The organism is Affinundibacterium amnicola (genome assembly GCF_014284275.1).
Classification (GTDB): domain Bacteria; phylum Pseudomonadota; class Gammaproteobacteria; order Burkholderiales; family Burkholderiaceae_D; genus Undibacterium; species Undibacterium amnicola.
Genome location: NZ_JACOFU010000006.1, coordinates 34,448 through 53,493 on the forward strand (window position 1 = coordinate 34,448; position 19,046 = coordinate 53,493).

17 protein-coding genes are annotated in these 19,046 nt (G+C 45.8%); 10 read left to right on the forward strand and 7 right to left on the reverse strand.

Going from position 1 to position 19,046, the window contains the following annotated elements:
- The first annotated feature begins 152 nt into the window (after positions 1 to 152).
- The 7 genes from H8K33_RS14330 to pssA all read left to right on the forward strand — a co-directional run bounded on the left by H8K33_RS14330 (position 153) and on the right by pssA (position 8,418).
- Entirely contained in the window at positions 153 to 1,490 is a 1,338-nt protein-coding gene (locus H8K33_RS14330; RefSeq protein ID WP_186891734.1) for a sigma-54-dependent transcriptional regulator, read from the forward strand.
- 97 nt (positions 1,491 to 1,587) lie between these two features.
- Complete coding sequence (locus H8K33_RS14335; protein WP_186891735.1) at positions 1,588 to 3,021, forward strand: sensor histidine kinase; 1,434 nt, start codon at positions 1,588 to 1,590, stop codon at positions 3,019 to 3,021.
- A gap of 177 nt (positions 3,022 to 3,198) precedes the next feature.
- Positions 3,199 to 3,831, forward strand: a complete 633-nt coding sequence (locus H8K33_RS14340) for a glycerol-3-phosphate acyltransferase (RefSeq protein WP_186891736.1) — start codon at positions 3,199 to 3,201, stop codon at positions 3,829 to 3,831.
- A gap of 93 nt (positions 3,832 to 3,924) precedes the next feature.
- Entirely contained in the window at positions 3,925 to 5,598 is a 1,674-nt protein-coding gene (locus H8K33_RS14345) for an aminotransferase class V-fold PLP-dependent enzyme (protein ID WP_186891737.1), read from the forward strand.
- Between the two features lie 132 nt (positions 5,599 to 5,730).
- Positions 5,731 to 6,282 carry a cob(I)yrinic acid a,c-diamide adenosyltransferase gene (locus H8K33_RS14350; RefSeq protein ID WP_186891738.1) on the forward strand — a complete coding sequence of 184 codons (552 nt, stop codon included), beginning with the start codon at positions 5,731 to 5,733 and terminating at the stop codon, positions 6,280 to 6,282.
- A gap of 76 nt (positions 6,283 to 6,358) precedes the next feature.
- On the forward strand, positions 6,359 to 6,931 hold the full coding sequence (locus tag H8K33_RS14355) for a DUF5946 family protein (protein WP_186891739.1): 573 nt from the start codon (positions 6,359 to 6,361) through the stop codon (positions 6,929 to 6,931).
- Positions 6,932 to 7,056: 125 nt separating this feature from the next.
- Positions 7,057 to 8,418: a CDP-diacylglycerol--serine O-phosphatidyltransferase gene (gene pssA / locus H8K33_RS14360; RefSeq protein ID WP_186891740.1), complete on the forward strand. Its 1,362-nt coding sequence runs from the start codon at positions 7,057 to 7,059 to the stop codon at positions 8,416 to 8,418.
- 13 nt (positions 8,419 to 8,431) lie between these two features.
- On the opposite strand, the gene H8K33_RS14365 is transcribed toward pssA, so the two are convergent.
- The 3 genes from H8K33_RS14365 to gstA all read right to left on the reverse strand — a co-directional run bounded on the left by H8K33_RS14365 (position 8,432) and on the right by gstA (position 9,720).
- A complete protein-coding gene (locus tag H8K33_RS14365) occupies positions 8,432 to 8,827 on the reverse strand; it encodes a nuclear transport factor 2 family protein (RefSeq protein ID WP_186891741.1) in 396 nt (131 codons plus the stop codon).
- A gap of 13 nt (positions 8,828 to 8,840) precedes the next feature.
- Positions 8,841 to 9,044 carry a tautomerase family protein gene (locus H8K33_RS14370; protein ID WP_186891742.1) on the reverse strand — a complete coding sequence of 68 codons (204 nt, stop codon included), beginning with the start codon at positions 9,042 to 9,044 and terminating at the stop codon, positions 8,841 to 8,843.
- 70 nt (positions 9,045 to 9,114) lie between these two features.
- The gene (gstA, locus tag H8K33_RS14375; RefSeq protein ID WP_186891743.1) at positions 9,115 to 9,720 is read right to left on the reverse strand and encodes a glutathione transferase GstA; all 606 of its coding nucleotides are present in this window, start codon (positions 9,718 to 9,720) and stop codon (positions 9,115 to 9,117) included.
- 185 nt (positions 9,721 to 9,905) lie between these two features.
- On the opposite strand from gstA, the gene H8K33_RS14380 reads away from it, so the two are divergent.
- Entirely contained in the window at positions 9,906 to 10,841 is a 936-nt protein-coding gene (locus H8K33_RS14380) for a LysR family transcriptional regulator (RefSeq protein WP_186891744.1), read from the forward strand.
- 66 nt (positions 10,842 to 10,907) lie between these two features.
- Here the strand turns inward: H8K33_RS14380 and H8K33_RS14385 are convergent, their stop codons facing one another.
- The 4 genes from H8K33_RS14385 to H8K33_RS14400 form a co-directional block, all read right to left on the reverse strand.
- Entirely contained in the window at positions 10,908 to 11,810 is a 903-nt protein-coding gene (locus H8K33_RS14385) for a dienelactone hydrolase family protein (RefSeq protein ID WP_186891745.1), read from the reverse strand.
- Positions 11,811 to 12,000: 190 nt separating this feature from the next.
- A complete protein-coding gene (locus H8K33_RS14390; RefSeq protein ID WP_186891746.1) occupies positions 12,001 to 13,908 on the reverse strand; it encodes a phytase in 1,908 nt (635 codons plus the stop codon).
- Between the two features lie 81 nt (positions 13,909 to 13,989).
- Positions 13,990 to 16,578 (reverse strand): TonB-dependent receptor, encoded by a 2,589-nt coding sequence (locus tag H8K33_RS14395; RefSeq protein ID WP_186891747.1) that lies wholly within the window; start codon positions 16,576 to 16,578, stop codon positions 13,990 to 13,992.
- 110 nt (positions 16,579 to 16,688) lie between these two features.
- Complete coding sequence (locus H8K33_RS14400) at positions 16,689 to 16,913, reverse strand: hypothetical protein (protein ID WP_186891748.1); 225 nt, start codon at positions 16,911 to 16,913, stop codon at positions 16,689 to 16,691.
- 106 nt (positions 16,914 to 17,019) lie between these two features.
- Between H8K33_RS14400 and H8K33_RS14405 the strand changes: the two genes are divergently transcribed.
- Positions 17,020 to 17,943, forward strand: a complete 924-nt coding sequence (locus H8K33_RS14405; RefSeq protein ID WP_186891749.1) for a GGDEF domain-containing protein — start codon at positions 17,020 to 17,022, stop codon at positions 17,941 to 17,943.
- 15 nt (positions 17,944 to 17,958) lie between these two features.
- Positions 17,959 to 18,978, forward strand: a complete 1,020-nt coding sequence (locus tag H8K33_RS14410; protein ID WP_343043829.1) for an AraC family transcriptional regulator — start codon at positions 17,959 to 17,961, stop codon at positions 18,976 to 18,978.
- Positions 18,979 to 19,046 lie beyond the last annotated feature (68 nt).

The following is a 19,046-nucleotide window of genomic DNA, read 5'->3' on the forward strand; positions in this document are numbered from 1 at the left end:
AGTAGGGTTTAATTACTGTGGCATAGCGCTGTACTTCGCTGTATATCGGCATTTCGTATTAAGCGTGTGCAGATAAACATGGATCGCGTTCCCTCGTTTTTGTTTAAAATCGAATCTCAAGTTTCAATTGCCGCATTTTTTTCTGGATCAGCATGCCTACCGTTTTAATTATTGATGACAATCCCAGTATCGCCATCGCTTTGGATGTTCTGCTGTCTTTGCACGATATTCAAAGTCTGAGTGCAGAATCGCCAGCACAGGGATTAGCGATCTTGCAGGAACAAAAAATTGACTTGGTGATACAAGATATGAACTTTACCGAAGACACCACTTCGGGTGAAGAGGGGATTGCCTTGTTTCAGAAAATTCGTGCGCAGCATCCAGATTTGCCTGTGATTTTACTGACTGCCTGGACGCATTTAGATGTGGCAGTGGATTTGATTAAAGCGGGAGCGGCTGATTATTTGGCGAAGCCATGGAATGATCAACGTTTGATTGCCACGGTAAAAAATCTGATTGAACTTGGACAGGTGAATCGCGCTTTGCAGCAGCGCGTGCAACGTGAACGCAAGCAGAAACGTGAGCTCGAAACGAAATATGATTTGCGTGATTATGTCTGGCAAGACGCTTTAACAGAGCGGGTCTTAGGGATGGCATGTCAAGTGGCAAAATCTGATGTTTCAGTTTTGATCACCGGTCCGAATGGCGCTGGCAAAGAGCGCATCGCAGAAATTATTCAAGCCAATTCAAAAGTGAAAGATGGGCCATTCGTGATACTCAATTGCGGTGCGATCCCATCTGAATTAATCGAAGCCGAGTTGTTCGGTGCTGAGGCCGGTGCGTACACTGGTGCAAGTAAAGCGCGTGAAGGCAAATTCGAGGCGGCAGATGGCGGTACTTTGTTTTTAGATGAAATTGGTAATTTACCTTTGGCGGGCCAAGTGAAGTTACTACGCGTTTTAGAGACGGGGCGATTCGAACGTTTGGGTTCAAATCGGGAACGGCAAGTCAAAGTGCGGGTGCTGAGCGCGACGAATGCGGATCTATCGGCGATGATACGCGCAGGGCAATTTCGCGAAGACTTGTTTTATCGTCTTAACGTCATTCAGTTAAATTTGCCTGCACTCGCCGAGCGCCCTGATGATATTTTACCGATTGCCCGAGAATTCTTGGAAGAGGGAAAATGCTTGAGCTTAGCCGCGCAGGCGAGTTTGCTGGCGCACCAATGGCCAGGCAATGTACGTGAATTAAAAAATGTGATGCAGCGAGCATGCTTATTAGCCAGTGGCGAAGAAATACAAGTGCAGGATTTGGGTTTGCCAGCAGCGATGCATGTTAATCCTGTCAATGATGTGGAACCAGATCGCGAGACGATTGAAGCTGCTTTGAGTAAGGCGAAAGGTGTTGTTGCACAAGCTGCAGCTGAATTGGGCTTAAGCCGCCAAGCTTTGTATCGTCGTATGGAACGTTTGAATATCTCTCGATCGTGAGATTGTCGATGTAATGAGTGCCTTCGTGCGAAACACTGATTAGTTGAATATTCGCTGACGACATCGCATAATCTGTCTTCTTTCACGCCTTCATCTTATGAATCTGCCGCCTGCAAGTAAGACTACAAGTAAGACTACAAGCCAGCTTAAAAGCCAGTCCAAAAGTACGCCATCACTTCCCGTACGCGGTTGGCGTTGTTCGCTAGCTGCACGCTTATCCATGTTGGTCATCATGATCACTGTATGTGCTTTAGCATTGGCAGTGAGCTTGATGCATTTCTTCACGAACGATGCCAGCTTGATTGTTGGCGCTTGTTTGCTATTGTTAATTCCTATCGCGATTATGTTGGTGCGAGCACAGCTACGTCCGGTGCTGGAATTGTTTCGCGCGATGAGTGGCACCGTGCTGAGTTATCAAGATCGTGATTTCTCATTTGGTTTGAATTGGCAACGCAATGACGAATTAGCCGATTTGGTCGATGCACATAATGAACTCGGCAGCGTGTTGCGTGAGCAGCGATTGGATTTGGTGCAGCGAGAATTGCTACTAGATAGCATGCTGCAGAATACCCCGGTTGCCATGGTCTTGTTGGGTCAGCGAGGACATATCGTATTCGGCAATATCACCGCCAGACAGTTGCTCAATCATGGGAAAAAATTAGAGGGGAATAGCCTCGAAACCATACTGCAACAAGTATCACCGTCTTTGCGCGAAGCAATGGCACAGGGTGGGGATGGATTATTTACAGTCAGTAAGCAAGCAGATCCACTGGATGCGGCCATCGCTAATGAATCGGATGAAGATGAAATCTATCATTTGTCACGTCGTCATTTTATCTTGAACGGAATAGAACATGAGCTGCTATTAATTCGCCATTTGACAGTGGAGCTGCGCCGTCAAGAGGTACAGACTTGGAAAAAAGTCATACGCGTGATTAGCCATGAACTGAATAATTCTTTAGCCCCAGTTGCCTCCCTCGCTAACTCCGCTGGTGCATTGATTAGTCGCGGTCAATATGAGCGCCTTCCGCAAATTATGAAGACGATAGAAGAGCGCGCCCAGCATTTGGAAAGTTTTATCCATGGCTATGCACGTTTCGCCAAATTGCCTGCGCCACGTTTAGAAAGCGCACATTGGCCTGAATTTGTTGAACGCTTGCAGTCGCAGTTACATTTTCGTGTGTTGGGCGATTTGCCGGATGCCATTGCACATTTTGATCTGGCACAGATGGAACAAGCCTTGCTCAATTTATTAAAGAATGCGATGGAATCGGGATCTCCCGCAGATGGCGTGACTTTGGAGATTAAGAACATTGTCGACGGTGTTCGGATTGAAGTGAGCGACCAAGGTGCCGGCATGAGCGATACCGTGATGTCGAATGCTTTAGTGCCTTTTTATTCCACCAAACGTAATGGAACCGGATTGGGCTTAGCATTGGCACGTGAAATTATCGAAGCACATGGCGGCCGTATTATGCTCAATAATCGTGAGGGCGGCGGTTTAACAGTGGCATTGGTTTTGCCTGTTTAGCTTTTGTTCTTGTTTTTGAGCTAGCAAAGCGCAACCCGCAATCAGTTTGATGGCTTCTTTGTCGATACCGCTCGTGTCGCTACACGCTACTCTGCGACATAATTCATAATTACCATGCCGGAATCTTTAGCATAGCCGCTGATTTCCTTTGTCCTACTTTCTCACCACTTCATATCCATGATCGTTCTTGCGTTCATCATCAATGCCTATCTGTTGGGGTGTCTGAACGCTAGTTTTTATCTGGCAAAATGGTTGGCGCGTGTTGATATTCGGACACTTGGCAGCGGTACTGCGGGCAGTCGAAATTTGTTACGCCAGTTCGGCTTCAGCTATGCGATCGTGGCATTTTTGTGGGACGGCGGAAAGGCCTTTGTAGCGATTAAGCTGGTGTCATTGTTTGGTGATCAGGCCAACTTACTCACACTCGAATTGCTTGTGCTTTGCAGCGTGATTATGGGTCACGTATGGCCAGTGCAAATGGCTTGGCGTGGAGGAAAAGGATTGGCATGTTTGATCGGCGGCTTGCTGGCGTTTGATCCGATATTACTCGTGGTGTGCGTCATTCTCTTTTTGTTGTTAGGTTTGACTTTACGCTTGTTAACGCAATGGCAGAAACCCGACATTGCAGTTTATCTCTGTCTATTTTTTATCCCATTCGTATTTTTCCTAAAACAATGGATATTCTTGTCGTCGAGTTGGCGCTCCTTGATTCTGCCGGTTGCTTTGCTTGGACTCGGTTGCGGCATCGTCTTGTTCGCGCATCGCCGAAATATTCAAATGACCCTTGACCATCATGTGGATGAGGGTTAGACGAAGGTTTAATAATCGCCAAATCTTTGCGTTTGTTCGGTAGGTAATTTTTTCAATAATTCTAACCCTATGATTTTTAGCTAGGTGAGGCCAATGACACAATCTGCATTTGAATTAAAGATCGCCGATCAAGTACATGAATTTGAACAGATACACCGTTTAAATTATCGTACTTTTGTAGAGGAGATTCCACAACACGCGGCAAATGCCGAGCGTCGCTTAGTGGATCAGTTTCATGATGAAAATATCTACTACATCGCTTTGCAAGATGGTCGCTTGGTTGGCATGTTAACAGCACGTTCCGCACGTCCTTTTTCGTTGGATAAAAAGATTGATAATCTGGATCAGTTCTTACCTGCATTAGCATCTGGTGAAAAGCAAAAAATTTGCGAAATTCGCTTACTAGCGGTTGAACCAGCTTATCGTCACACTAGCGTGTTTGCGAAATTATTTCGCTTTGTTTTGGAAACCAGTTTACGAGAAGGCTTCACGCTGGCATTGGTATCAGCAACGGTGTTGCAAAAAAAATTGTATGCGAATATGGGATTTACACCATTTGCCGATTTAGTTGGTAAGCCCGGTGCGATGTATCAGCCCATGTATTTAGTCTTGTCTAACGCATTGCATATGCAAAAGCGTTTACAGCGCAATCGTGTGCAGAATGATTGCGTACAAACAATTGCCACGCAAGCGTCCAACTTTCCCACGTCATTGAGCTTTTTGCCTGGGCCAGTGGAAATACACCCTCAGGTGCAAGCTGCATTTGCGCAAGCGCCGATATCACATAGGGCGGAAGATTTTCAAGAATTGTTGCACGCGACAAAACTACAGTTAAGTCAATTAATGGCGACGCGCGAGGTCGAGATTTTCCTTGGTAGTGGAACTTTGGCCAACGATGTTGTTGCTGCGCAGATTAAGCGTTTGGCTAGTGCCGGCGTGATTCTGGTGAATGGCGAATTTGGACAACGATTATGCGACCATGCCGAGCGATTTTCGCTTTGCTTTACGACGTTTCATGTTGAATTTGGCAGGAGTTTTGAACTCAGTAAGTTGCGTGATTATCTCAAGGCGAATAATCCGGCATGGTTATGGATGACTCATTGTGAAACTTCTAGTGGCATTTTAAATCCGCTTGGCGAAATTCAAGCGCTGTGCGATGAATTGGAAATTAAACTATGTGTTGACTGTACCAGTTCGGTTGCTTGCGTTCCGGTCGATGCTAGTCGCGCTTATCTTGCAAGTACCGTGAGTGGAAAAGCGATTGGTGCCTACCCTGGATTATCCGTCGTCGCTTATTCACATGAGATCGAGAGCGATCAACAAATTCCGCGTTATCTAGATCTTGGTTATTACCGTGCCCAGGGCGGTGTTCCTTTCACGCATTCCTCTAATTTACTGGCAGCGCTACACCAAGCTTTGTGTTTGTTGGATACCAACCGCTATGATCAAATCGCAATTGCATCAGCACATATGCGCACTCAATTGCAGGATGCGGGAATTCAATTATTAAACCCTGCGCGAGAAAGCTCCCCGGCGGTTTTGACTGTGCAATTAGATCCTAGCGTCTCGTCGATCACTTGTGGTGATGCGATGGCAGATCGAGGCTTCTTGTTGAGTTATCGTAGTGGCTATTTGGTCAAGAGAAATTTACTGCAAATTTGTTTGATGGGACATACTAATCAGGCGCAACAAGATCAATTGCTTAAGCAATTGATGGCTTGCATCCGTTCTTGTTCTGTATCTTGTTCTGCATACAGCGAAGTATAAAATGCCAATTACCATCGTCGCTGATAGTGGTATCTGACGACGGTCAAAGTTTGCCTGTTAAAATGCCATTTTTTTATTGCCATGAGTACTTGCTTCTTGGTGATCGTTTCTATTTTTGTATAAGGTGAACATATGGGCAACAGACTTTCAAAAATCGCCACGCGCACCGGTGATGCTGGCACGACTGGATTAGGTGATGGCTCTCGCATCGATAAAGATGCTTTGCGCGTGCATGCCATGGGCGATGTCGATGAATTAAATTCTCACATCGGCGCATTGATTTGTGAGGATATTCCTGAAGCGATGAAGCAGGAGCTATTTTCTATACAGCATGATTTGTTTGATATGGGCGGCGAATTGTGTATTCCTGGTTACACCATGATTACAGAGACACAAGTATTGCGTTTAGATGCCTTACTTGCCAAATACAATGCTGATTTACCACCATTAAAAGATTTCATTTTGCCAGGTGGATCGCGCGCAGCATCGATGGCGCATGTGTGCCGTACAGTCTGTCGCCGTGCTGAACGAGCAATCGTTAGTGTTGGAAAAGCGGAACAAATCAATGAAGCGCCGCGTCAATATATGAACCGTTTATCGGATTTGTTGTTTGTCCTATCACGCGTATTAAATCGTTACGCTGGTGGTAGCGATATCTTGTGGGAAAAAGAGCGTCAACGCTAGTTTAATTTTGCTGCCTGTTTTATGATGACCATGTAATGTTGATGTGCGTCGTGGGAATGTAAAGCGGAGGTCGATTATGCCAAAATGGTTAGAGCAGGCAGCTAAAAATGACTTAGAGATTCTCGAAGATGGTCAATGCCAGCTTTGTGGTTCTGATACTTTGCATGGCATTACTGAATGCGTTTCCACAGCAGGGAAGATCACGCATAAGATCAGTCAGGAAAAAGGCATACAACATATGACGATTTTCTTATGTGTTGATGCCCACGCTTTACAGCACACGCTAATACATGGGCGTTGGAATAATCACTTTCATCTGGCGCGTTTGCATTTAATACTGCATGATCAAATTCAATGGAATTACGATCTCACTAATGTGTTGAATGAAGTCTTAGATGCCTACAAAACACTGCATCCTGATGAACGTATTATCGATCCCGACGAGATTCACCGTTCCACAATCACAGTCATTGATGTTGATGCTAGTCATGATGAAGACGAATATATTGCATTGGTCTGGCAATGGGCAGAGCAAGTGTATACATCTTTTGCTGACAGTCATCCGATAGCACAGCGTTTAGCGGATTTGTTTAGGGATAGATGCGCAGAATCCGTCAGCAGCCAGATTGTTAATCAAGAGGCCTCATGATTGACTTTTTTTGCACGGGCACATCTGATGTTTCTTATATTCTGAACTCTTTTTGCATTAAGCAATTTCTCTTAAATCTGTCGCTTGATTAGCGGCAGGCATTCCTATTTTGCATACTGGTATTCATGCGTTTTTTTAAACCTCGTAGCACCTTTCTCGATCTTCCGGCGCATAGTTTATCGCCAGACGCAATTCAAATTCTTACGCATGCGGCAGACTTTAAGGCCTGTCTGTTAGAGCGTATCGCCGCGGCGAAACACAGAATTTACTTATGTAGCCTCTACCTGCAACACGATGAAGCTGGGCAGCAAATATTGGATGCTTTATACGCAGCAAAACAGGCGAATCCAGTACTAGAAATCGCGGTTTTTGTCGATTGGCATCGAGCACAGCGAGGGCTGATCGGAGAACAAAAAATTCCAGGTAAAGTCGCTGGCAATGCAGCATGGTATCAATCGCAAAGTGCTTTGCATGATGCCAGCATTCCGATTTACGGTGTGCCGATTCAAACTCGCGAATTGTTTGGTGTCTTGCATTTAAAAGGCTACGTGATTGATGATAGCGTGATCTACAGTGGTGCCAGTATTAATAATGTGTATTTGCAGCAGTCGGACAAGTATCGGCATGATCGGTATTGGGTGATTCAACATGCCGCATTGGCGAACAGCATGCTGTCTTGGATGCAGCAATACTTTTTGTCGTCTACTGCGGTTCATCGTTTAGATCAAAAAACACTGCCAGCCACGCGCGCGATCCGCGCTGATATCAGAAATCTACGCGAGCAATTGAAATCGGCTCCGTATGTGCTTCCGGGTGATACGACGGTGAAAGCAGGTCAGCAACTGAATGTGACGAGCTTAGTGGGTGTCGGTAAAAACAATTTTCTGAATCGTCAGATTTGTCATTTACTCGCTGCCGCGCAATCGGAAATTATTATCTGCACACCTTATTTCAATTTTCCTATCGCCATTACGCGAGAAGTTAATCGCGCACTCAAGCGCGGTGTGAAAGTACGCATCATCATCGGTGATAAAACTGCGAATGATTTTTATATCCCGCCTGAACAAGGATTCAAAGCGATTGCCTGTCTACCATACTTGTATGAAATGAATTTGCGTCGCTTCGCCAAGAAACATCAAGCCGATATTGATACGCACCGTTTGCAAATTTGTTTGTGGAAGGATGTCGAAAATACCTACCATTTGAAGGGTATATGGATCGATGATTTGTATACGCTAGTGACCGGAAACAATTTAAATCCACGGGCGTTTCGTCTTGATTTGGAAAACGCTTTGCTATTGACCGACCCGCAAGCAGAGTTACTGCCACAACGTCAAGCGGAACTGGCTAGCATCATGCAGCATACTAGCCAAATTCAACATTATCGTGATTTAGAAAAATTGGCAGACTATCCCCCCAAAGTACGTCAATTACTCGGACGTCTAAGCCGTGTGCGTTTGGATCGTCTGGCTTATCGGGTGCTTTAATGATTGCATTGAGTTAGTTTTTTTCGAGCCCGATGATTTCATAATGAAATACTTTGGCGATAATTTGCCAACGTTCATCTAAAAAAATTAAACTCAAAAAATCACTATAAAACTTTTCTGCAATTGCACATTCCACATGCGCGACAGCAGTGGCGTGGCCTGCGGTTGTGATACTGATGATGCGATCATGTCTTGCCTCATCACGGCTGGCGGGTGAGATGCGCTGTGCGACTATCGGAAAGTACTTTTCCATATCCAGATGCAGTAAGCTTCCGCTGGTAGCGCAGTAATAATTAGCCGCTGGATGAAACACCGCCTTTAGTTTATCTGTATCGCAAAAATACAGTGCATCAAAATAATCGTTAAGGCATTGGATGATCGCTGTGTGTGCTATGTGTGCTGTTTGCATATGTGCCTCACAATCAATTCGGCTTCTTTCTAAGCTCAGTGACCGGAATGCCGCCTACCCCCCAGTTGTCTGTGTGGACTTCCTCAATAACGACAAATGTAGTGGCCGGATCTTTATTCAGGATGTTAACCAGTAACTCGGTTGCACCATGGATGAGAGCAGTTTTTTGGGCGACGCTGACGTTTTCATCGGTAACTTGTATCAGTACATACGGCATGTTGACTCCAGTTGCATAAAGATTGGTTTAGTGGGATTGAAAGAAACCGCGTTTGCTGAATATCGACTATTTATCTCAAACCCTCAGCCTGAAGGGCAGCACTTACATGAGGACGTTGTTTGACTGTATCTAGGAAATGTTGTAACGGAGCTAGATCTGCCAGCTTGATATCGACAAATTGAGCCCAGCCACACACCACAAATAAATAGGCATCTGCGATTGTGAATTGCTCGCCAGTCAGGTAACTGTTGTCTTTTAGTTGTGCCGATACCCATTCCATTTTTTTGCGTAAGCCATTGCGGACGATATCCTTATTGACTGTGTCGATGACTGGATGAAACAAAATCGAAAATGATTTATGTAACTCTGAGGTGATGTAGTTTTGCCACTCTAATACGCGATAACGTTGCAGTGTGTTTGTTGGCGGGAGAAGGCTGGTGTTTTGCGCTTGTTCAGCAAGATATTGTGCAATGATCGGACCTTCGCTTAGACGCTGTCCGTTAGCGAGCTCAAGTAAAGGTACCTGTCCCTTGGGGTTAATTTCATAATAGCTTTGTCCATCTGTGGTTTGGTGGCTGGCAAGATCGACCTTGTGTAAATCAAATGCTGTGCCAGTTTCACGTAAAATGATATGCGAGACCAAGGAGCATGCAGCTGGTGAGTAATAGAGTTTCATAACATTCCTTTTCTTGAAGAGTTCTTTTAGATCATCTGTGTTTCTATCAACATGGATAACTGACGCAGATCGTAAGTGAAAAAGAACAGTGCTTGAACTGTCTTCATAGAAGGACTGTTGTTACATCGTGTAACTCTGCTTAAATGTAAACTACAGGTACTCGACTTGAATAATCGGAGCAAATGATGCCCTTACAATTTAGTGATGTGATGCTTGGTAGCATAGAGTTGTTTTGTTTAGCGGCGGAATACGAGAGTTTTACGGAGGCGGCAAACCATGCAGGCTTAACGCCTGCAGCAGTGAGTCGTAATGTATTACGCCTAGAACAAAGGCTAGGTGTGAAATTGTTTGTTCGTACCACGCGCAAAATACGCTTAAGTGAAGCAGGTCGTAATTATTACCTACAGTGCAAGCACGCCTTGCAGCAGATTGTCGATGCAGAGAGAGAGGCTAGTGGTCAGCAGGTTATTCCAGCTGGCATATTGCGAGTTAGTATGCCGACACCGTTTGGGCATCATTTTCTTTTACCTTTAATGCCAGCTTTTCTTCAAGCATATCCGCAAATCCAGTTAGATCTGCAATTGAGTAATTGGAATGTTGATTTCACTTCAGAAGGTTTTGATCTGGCTATACGAGTAAGAGTGCCACCTGATTCTGGCATGATTGCGCGTAAATTAATCGACGCAGAACTGGTCGTTGTGGCTGCACCTGCGTATTTGCAACAACATGGTGCACCAACTAGCTTAGAGCAATTGGCACAACATCAATGCATACAATTTATCTTGCCAAGTATAGGTCAAAATGTGATCTGGCAATTTAAGCGCGATGGTCAAGAATTAGATTGGCCTACGACCGGTTCGTATTCAATTTCTGATGATATTCTTGGAACGGTGAGCTTAGCCAAGCACGGTGCTGGTTTAATTCAAACTTATCGGTTCGTGGTAGAGGCTGAATTACAAAGCGGGCAGCTTTGCGAAGTCTTGCAGGAGTTTGGAGGACGTTCGCGTCCATTCTCTTTACTCTATCCACGCCATCGACATATGCCAGCGCGATTAAGAGTATTTATTGACTTCTTGATGAAGGCATGTGAGACGCTAAGAAAGGAAAACACCAGCACTTGACACGCAGGTGCTGGCGTATGGCTTGAATCGCTTGAAGCTTAATTGACTAAGCAATGCAAGTTCAATTTAATTGCGCAAAGTACGATTAAATAATTCCAGAGTTCTCGACCACGCTAATGCAGCAGCAGTTTGATCAAAGCGCGGTGTCGTATCGTTATTAAAACCATGTTCTACACCTTCGTAGACAAAGCCTTGATATTTCACGCCAGCGGCTTTTAGCGCTTCTTCATGTTTAGGCCAGCCAGCAACCAAACGTGTATCCTTGCTCGCATGATGCACTAATACTTCGGCTTTAATGTTTGGCACCGCATCCAATGCTGGAGCGCCGCCATAGAAGGGAACCGCAGCGGCCAGATCAGGAATTTTAGTCGCCAAAAAGTTAGCGATAGCACCGCCATAGCAAAAGCCAACCACGCCGACTTTACCGTTACCGCCAGCGATGGTTTTCAAGATGCCAGCCGCGGTGATGAAATCTTCACGCGTTTTCGCTTGATCGAGTTTTGGAAACAGTTCGCGCGCTTTATCTTCGGTGCCTGGATAGCCGCCCAATGGAAATAAAGCATCTGGCGCAAAGGCGATAAAGTTCTCTAATGCGACGCGACGTGCAACATCTTCAATGTGTGGATTCAAGCCGCGATTTTCATGCACTACCAACACTGTCGGCAGTGGACCTTTGGCGTTGGCAGGTTTGACTAAATAACCGCGTAAAGTACCATAGCCATTCGGCGATGGATATTCAACATAAGTCGCAACGATACGCGCATCATCAGGTTTGATTTGTTGCGCCATGGCGAAGTTTGGACTTAATGCCAGCAATAAGCCTTCCGCGGTAACCGCGCCCGCTGCATATTTACCGGCTGAACTTAAGAAACCACGGCGGCTGATTCCACCATGCACATATTGATCAAATAATTTCAGTACTTCTGGGTGAAAATCTTTGGCACTTTGTTTGGGAAATTCTTGTGACATTCTTACTCTCCTCTTCAGTATTCGCATGGTTTGTTGAACGCGAAATTGGGTTCGCGCTCGTTACAATACACAGAAACATCCAAGCTTGCTTGGGAGTATGTGGAAATTGTTGACGAATATGAACAAGTCGACATCATTTCTCTGGATTGGATGTCGACTTCTGATCTGGCTTCCCAAACTTTACTGAATGCTAAGGAAGTTGTAGTGCCTTCGCAATTTGTTTCCAATCGAGATATTTGAAATTTTGTGCACCATCAGGCAGACGCTTATGGCCGTCTTGTACGATCAAAATACCATCTTCATAGTTTGTCCCGAAATTCGCTGAACTCACTTCTAAACCATCGGTCTCTGAACTACCATCGATATCTTTTTCGATATTGAAACCAAGTCGAAATTTTCCACGATAGCGAAATGGTGCCTGTGCATCATAGATGATATAGCTATTGTCGCCTTGACTGGAAACGATGAGGTAAGTCGCGCGCTTGCCGTGATATAGCGCTAGCCCTTCGACATCTGCGTGTAAGCGGTCGCCAACTTTGGCGATCAATTTTAGTGGGCTAGCTTGCGTAGCGTCGGCATTGGTCAACCACACGCCACGTTTTTCTTCACCGATAAATAGTCGCGCATTTTTGTCGTCCACAACGCAGCCTTCGGGTTGAGTTGCAAGCTTCAATTGACGCAATTTCGTGCCTTGGTATGTGCCGTTTTTTCTCTCGATGCGCCAGTGTTGAACTAGACCGTCTTTGTCATTGACAAAGGCTTCTAGTCCTCCGTGATTCGGTTGATAGAGGCAGGTTCCGTAAATATTTTCTAGACCTGTCGCGATGCGGCTTACTTCGCTCACCGTGCCGCGACTATCGATATCGAAGATGACCAAACTAAGGTCGTCCCTTTGTGTAGCGATAGCGATATCACTAACGCCATCGTGCCACTGAATTTGTTGTCGCACATCGACGTTGTTCAAGCGTCCAACTTCCAGTAATTGTGTTTGCTTACCTTGTAAGTCATACACTAGTAAGCCTTGTTTTTTATTGGTGCCAAGTACACGACTTAGTTGACTATCGACCGGATGGCGCCAGATTGCGGGATCATCCGCTGCGTCACCTAGACGTTGCATTTCTTCGGTTTGTGCCTGAGGAATCAACACTGGAATAATCTCTTGTGAAGTTTCTTTTTTGCGCGATAGGCTAGTGACGTGCATCCAAGTTTTCTTGTTGTCATCGCGTAGGTAGAAGTTAGTTTTGCCGCCTAATTCAAGTGCGCGCAAATTGCCTGTTTGTTGTGGCCAAGCCGCAAGTTTTTTGTTTGAAAAGTGCTTTGTGATTTTCCAACCTTGTTTGATTGGCGCTGATAAAAAAATGTTTTTCCCTGCTTCATCTAAGACGGCGATTCCACTGGAGAAAACATGCATCGCTTGCGCACCCTGTTGCAATTGACCGTGTGGCTGGCGTAATTGCACTGCTTGACGTGCGGCACTGCTTTCTGATTGCGCTGAGTAAGCCCAGACGCCAAAATCTTCTTCGTTCACGAATAAAGTTTCGGTTTGATCGTCAACTTCACAAGATTTCGCATTTGCAGGCAAAGCCAGATTGCGCACTAAACGTGGCTGGCTGCCCTCCAGTAGCCACTGTTGTGCATGGCCACTTTTCGCAATCAAGAATAGGTGCATGAGTTGTTGTTGATCGCGAAACAAGCAGCTTGCATCGAGTGCAGCAGTCGCTACTGGTAAATTCGTTTGCAATTGAAACTGGCCTTGTTGAATCCGAATCGGCAAGGCATTTTGAGTATCGCTATTGATTAATACTGCTAAGGCATGATCGTTGTTTTCGCGCAGATCAAAATGTTTCGCACGCACTTTCATATTCGCACGTTCCATGCCGGTTGGTGATAATAGACGTAATGTTTTTTTGTCTAACACCAACCAATCACCGTTCGCGAGGGAGCGGAAATCAAGCGAGCTTTTCACAAAATCTGGTAATTGTTTTACTTGTGTGCTTGGATTGGCGCTAGCGAAGTTACTTATTAAGGCAAATCCTGCTAAGACACTAGCTTGCACAGCGCGCCGCCATTGTGTCTGAAAAAAAATTAAGTTTTGCATAGATGTACTGTATTCGAAAAATAGGTTAATCGCCTATTCAAAAAATTAGTGAATAGGCTGTGGCTCACTTGAGATGGCAGTTTAGAAATTGATCTTCAAACTTGCCTTGTAAGTGCGGCCATACTGCTCATATTGGGCATTCAAAGCTTTCGTTCCCAGATATACATAGTAGATTTCATTGTTGAGATTATTCGCTTCAAACACGATCTGATAGCGACGATTGATTTGATATGACAGTGAGAAATCAACTTGCTTTTGCGTATCGACCATACGATCCTGATCGGCTGCCAAGATGTCTGATCCTACTTCTAACAAATACGGTGATTTGTAGTTAAGCGCCAAACGTGTGCTGATCGCACCGTCTTCATAGCCGAGCATCAGATTGCCAACGCGATCTGATTGCCCTGGTAATTGAATGCTGCGGGTTTTGTAACTATTGCTGGCTTTGTCGAATCGTCCAATGCTAGCGTCGGATTTACTCATGCTCAAGTTGGCAGAGAAGATCAAATGATTGAACGGTGCTGGTAACATGCGTAAAGACTGGCTATAGCCGAGTTCCAAGCCATGCACTTTTGCTTTATCACCATTGGCATAACTAATCGCACTGGTATAGCCAGCCCATGGTGCCGTGCCCGCCAGATTGGTGGTGTAAGTAAAGTTCTTAATGTCTTTGTGAAATAGATACGCAGAGACGCTGCCATCGTCTTGCAAGCGGCGTTCGATACCAAAATCGAGATTGCTTGCTTTCATAGGATTGAGCAGAGGATTACCAATTTGTGCCTCGGTACTACTGATTAAATTAACTCCTGGTGCTAGCTGACTAAAGTTGGCACGTACCACGGCATTCGTCCACGCAGCACGCAAACTTGTTTTGGCATCGACATCGTAGCGACCTTGTAGAGTCGGCAACCAATTATTGTAAGAACGTGAACTTTGATTTGGCGTGGCGACACCAGCGACAATCTTATTCCCCGAAGCATCGAATTGCGTGCGTTCTAATCGTGTTCCGATCAATAGGCTAAATTTGTCAGAATGAAAACCGTTTTGAATATAGGCAGCATCGATGTTTTCATCCATAGAAAAGTCATTGATCGCTGATTCCACAGTAGAACGGGCGGCGGCGCGATTAGCATTCGCCACACGCGCACGTAAGGCAACAGGATCTAATCCTAAACCGATGCGTCCGAGTGGATAAGCTAATTCTTGTCCAACAAAAGACGACATCGAAGTTGCACCTGCACCCCAATAATTCGCTGCGCTTGCACTACTACTGTAGGCAAATTGCTCCGTATCATTTTTCTTATTGCGCTGACTGGTTTTGAGACCGAATTTTAGCTTCGCATCCCAATCGCCTAGATCGAAGGTTTTGCCGAGATCAACGCGAGCATGATGTTCTTTGTCATCAGAAAAACGCGTTTGAAAAGTCAGTGCATTCAAAGCGAATTTGCTAGGATCGTAGGCACTGGCTGGCGTATTGAGTTTCGGTAAATTCGTTTGTGTAAAACTGATGTCATTGAAGTTAGACGTGCCGCGGAAGCGTGCATCGTTCAAGGCATCTGGCGTGTCATCAGAGGCGGTGCTTTGCGCAATATTCGCTTCGAGTTTCCAATCTTGAATATGCTGTTCAGTGCCCAATAAGAATGAGTTAATTTCTTGTGCGTACTTGCGTTGACGCAGACGGCGTTCTAACCGCGCGGTGGCAGGCACACCTTCAGTTAAGGCACCGCCGCTGACATTACTCACCGTTAGGCGATCACGTACTTCGTCATCACTAAATTTACTTATGAAACTGCGCATGAAATAATTGCTCTCAGTATTTGGTCGCCAATCTAAATTGAGTGCAAATGCTTGACGTTCACGCACTGGCAAATAGTCGCGTAATTCGAGGCCAGACAAACGACCATTACTCCATGCGCCGCCAGTCTCCAAATTGTCGGAGCCGAATTCGCGCTTCTCCATGCTCAAACCAGCGGCAATGCCGAACTTGCCATCGAGCAGTCGATCGGTAAATAAGAGTCCGACGTTGGGACTAGTTTTTTTGATGTTTTCGTCATAGCTGACACCCGCATTCAATGACATCACTTGTTGTGGTAAGTCGAAACCGGTGAGTGCTTTCACCTCGACCGTGGCACCGAGTGAATTGGCATCCATATCTGGGCGCAAAGTTTTGATGACTTCCAAAGTGCGGATAATTCCTGACGGCAGCACGTCGAGCGCAACCGCGCGGCGGCTTGCTTCTGGTGAAGGTACCAGTGCACCATTGATCGTGATGGCATTCAAATCCGGTCCCAGACCTCGCACGGTAATGTAACGACCTTCGCCTTGGTCACGTTGTACGGATACACCGGGTAAACGTGCTAATGCTTCCGCGGCATTTTTATCAGGTAAAGCACCGATATCGTCGCTGCTAACCACACTCACGATGTTGTCGGCTTTTTCCTGTAATTCTAATGCTTTGCGCAGACTGGCACGTTGCCCACTGATCGTGATGCTCTGTGGTTCTGCACTGTTGTTCGTGCTGACTTGGGTTTGTGCTTGTGCGTGCATCATGCAGAGCACGCCGAAAGAAATCGCGCTGAGTTTGCCTGCTATTGCGACATGATTGGAGGTGTTTGTAAGCTTGGTTGTGCGAGCTGTGGAGGCTGAATATGGGCTAGTTGTTTGTTTCATGATGAGCGGGCTGGTTGATAGGATGGAAAAGCCCGCAGTCTAGAAGCCAAATATGTCAGTTGCGTTACAGCAGATTTTTGTGTGCAGTTGCAAGTCCGATCGATAGGGTATTACGCGATATTCAAGCAAGTTTCTGAGCTGAAATGACCAGCCGCTAATGGGCCTTTTTCTATGCGTGATTCTTGGGGCAGGTAGCGACTGACACAGTTTTGCGTCATTCCTAGCGATGTCACAATCCCATACAATTTTCTGTGAGCTGTTTGCACCTGTGTTGTTTTTGTTGTGTAGATTTTCAAGCGATTAAATAATTTCGACGCAATTTCCGACGATGTCATTTTCTCGTCATACACAAGGTTTAGTCTCGCGCGATTCGTCCAGATTGGATGCTGATTGCCCCTCATTGTCCCTCATTGTCCCTCATCGTCACTCATTGCCATTAAGATGCTATCTCTCCATAAAACACCACTTGCCCTATTATTGTTCACGACATTCGTGACATTTTTTGCTTATAGCAGCATTGGCATAGCAAAACCCATCGATACGATACAGTGGCTTGATGTCATTGCCGAAGGCGGCACTGCCTTGATGGCGGGCTTGTGGCTATTGATGACCTTGAGCAGCAGACCACGCGGCAAGGTGACGTACTTATTAGCCGCTGGCATGGGATTGATTATGCTAGGTGCCTGGGCTGATTGTATGGATGAATTTTATCGGGTCGGCAAAGAGCAGGGCTGGGATCACTGGTTAGAAGCGGTATTCACTTTAGGCGGGATGTTGGTACTAACAGCTGGATTGTACTTTTGGCGACATGAGCAGCTTTCACTGAATCAGCATTTACAAAAACGTGAACGGCTGTTCCGCGATCATCGAGCTTTTGATCGGCTTACGCAGCTCGTGGATGCAAATTATCTTCGTCGTCTGATTGCGATGGAGCAGGAGCGTCATTCTCAGGTGTCGAATTGCGTCGCGCTGCTGGATATTAATTCCTTCCATGTATTGAATCGTGATCACGGTGTAGAGGAAGGTGACCGCGCCTTGCAAGCGGTCGCTCATATGCTGTTGCTCAATTTATCGAATCAAGATGTGTTGTGTCGCTACGCTGGCGATCGTTTTGCGATTTATATGCCAGCGACTCAGCTTGCCGATGCACAGAAAAAAATAGACCATTTATGCACGATGGTAGCGCAAATGCATTTTTACACGCATAACCAACAAGTTCAGATCAGCTTACGGGCGGTATGCAGCGAGGCGCTTGAAGAACTTGATGTGTTGCTGGCTCGTTTAGAACCATTAGATCAAAAAGCTATGTTTAGTGAAGCGACAGAAACGGTCGTTAGCTTGGCACGCACCACGGTCTTTAGCTAGATAGCAGACATTCACGTGCGCTATTTTTCTAGTAACGACCCCTGCCTATTTGCCCAGCATCATACGATGCAGGCATGGCAGAGCGCCCAGCGTTTTGAAGTGGATTTAGATGGCGCGCGTAAGGTGAGTAAGTTGTGTGCAGAAGACTTTGTCCGGCAAGAACGCAAGGTCAGTCCTGAACAATATTTAGCGTTATTACAGTATCTAGCACGCTCTTCGCAAAGTAAGGATATTAGCTTTGCTTTAGGTCAGCACATGTTGCCCGGGCATTTTGGTAGCGCTAGTCAAGCGCTATTGCACGCCCAAAATTTACGTCAGGCCTTGCAGATACTCGTGCAATTCAAGTCAACTTTATGCCCACTGTTAACACCCAGAGTGAAGGAAGAAAATGGGCAAGTGATTTTGTATTGGATGGATCAATGGGGCGCACCTGGCATGTTGCCGTTTTTGGTTGAAATGCACATGACCGCAGTGACGGCGATGTGTCGCTGGTTAAGCGAGCAACGTCTGCCGTGGCGATATTGCTTCAACCGTAGTCGCGCAGCGCATATTGAACAACATCAAGTACATCTTGGACATGATCTGCGTTTTGATTGTTACCTCGATGCGATGATTATTCCCAGTGATTTTTTAGATATCCCATGGCCGCGCGCCAATGCTATCGGCGCTGAACTGGCAATTGCGCAAGCGAATGCAGAATCGGTGCAACGGGCACCAGCACAAAGTATTATCCCGCAACTGTATGACTACCTCGCGGCGAACCTACGATGTACACCCAGTTTAGAAAAATCTGCCCAACATTTCGATTGCAGTATTGCGACCTTCAAACGTCATCTCGCCCGACACGGTACACACTTCCAAGCGGAGTTAGATCAAGTTCGCACGCACATGGCGCTGTATCTGTTTCATTTTCAAGCAATGGATAACGAAGGTGTTGCCACTTATCTTGGCTTTCATGACGCGACGAATTTCCGACGATCATTTAAACGCTGGACAGGGCAAACACCTAGTTTGTTGCGATTGGCGTTGGGGTGATGGATTGAAGCGGTAAAGCGTCTGCAAAATTCTCAGGTTAGTGACATGGGTCTATTGCTTGGATTTTG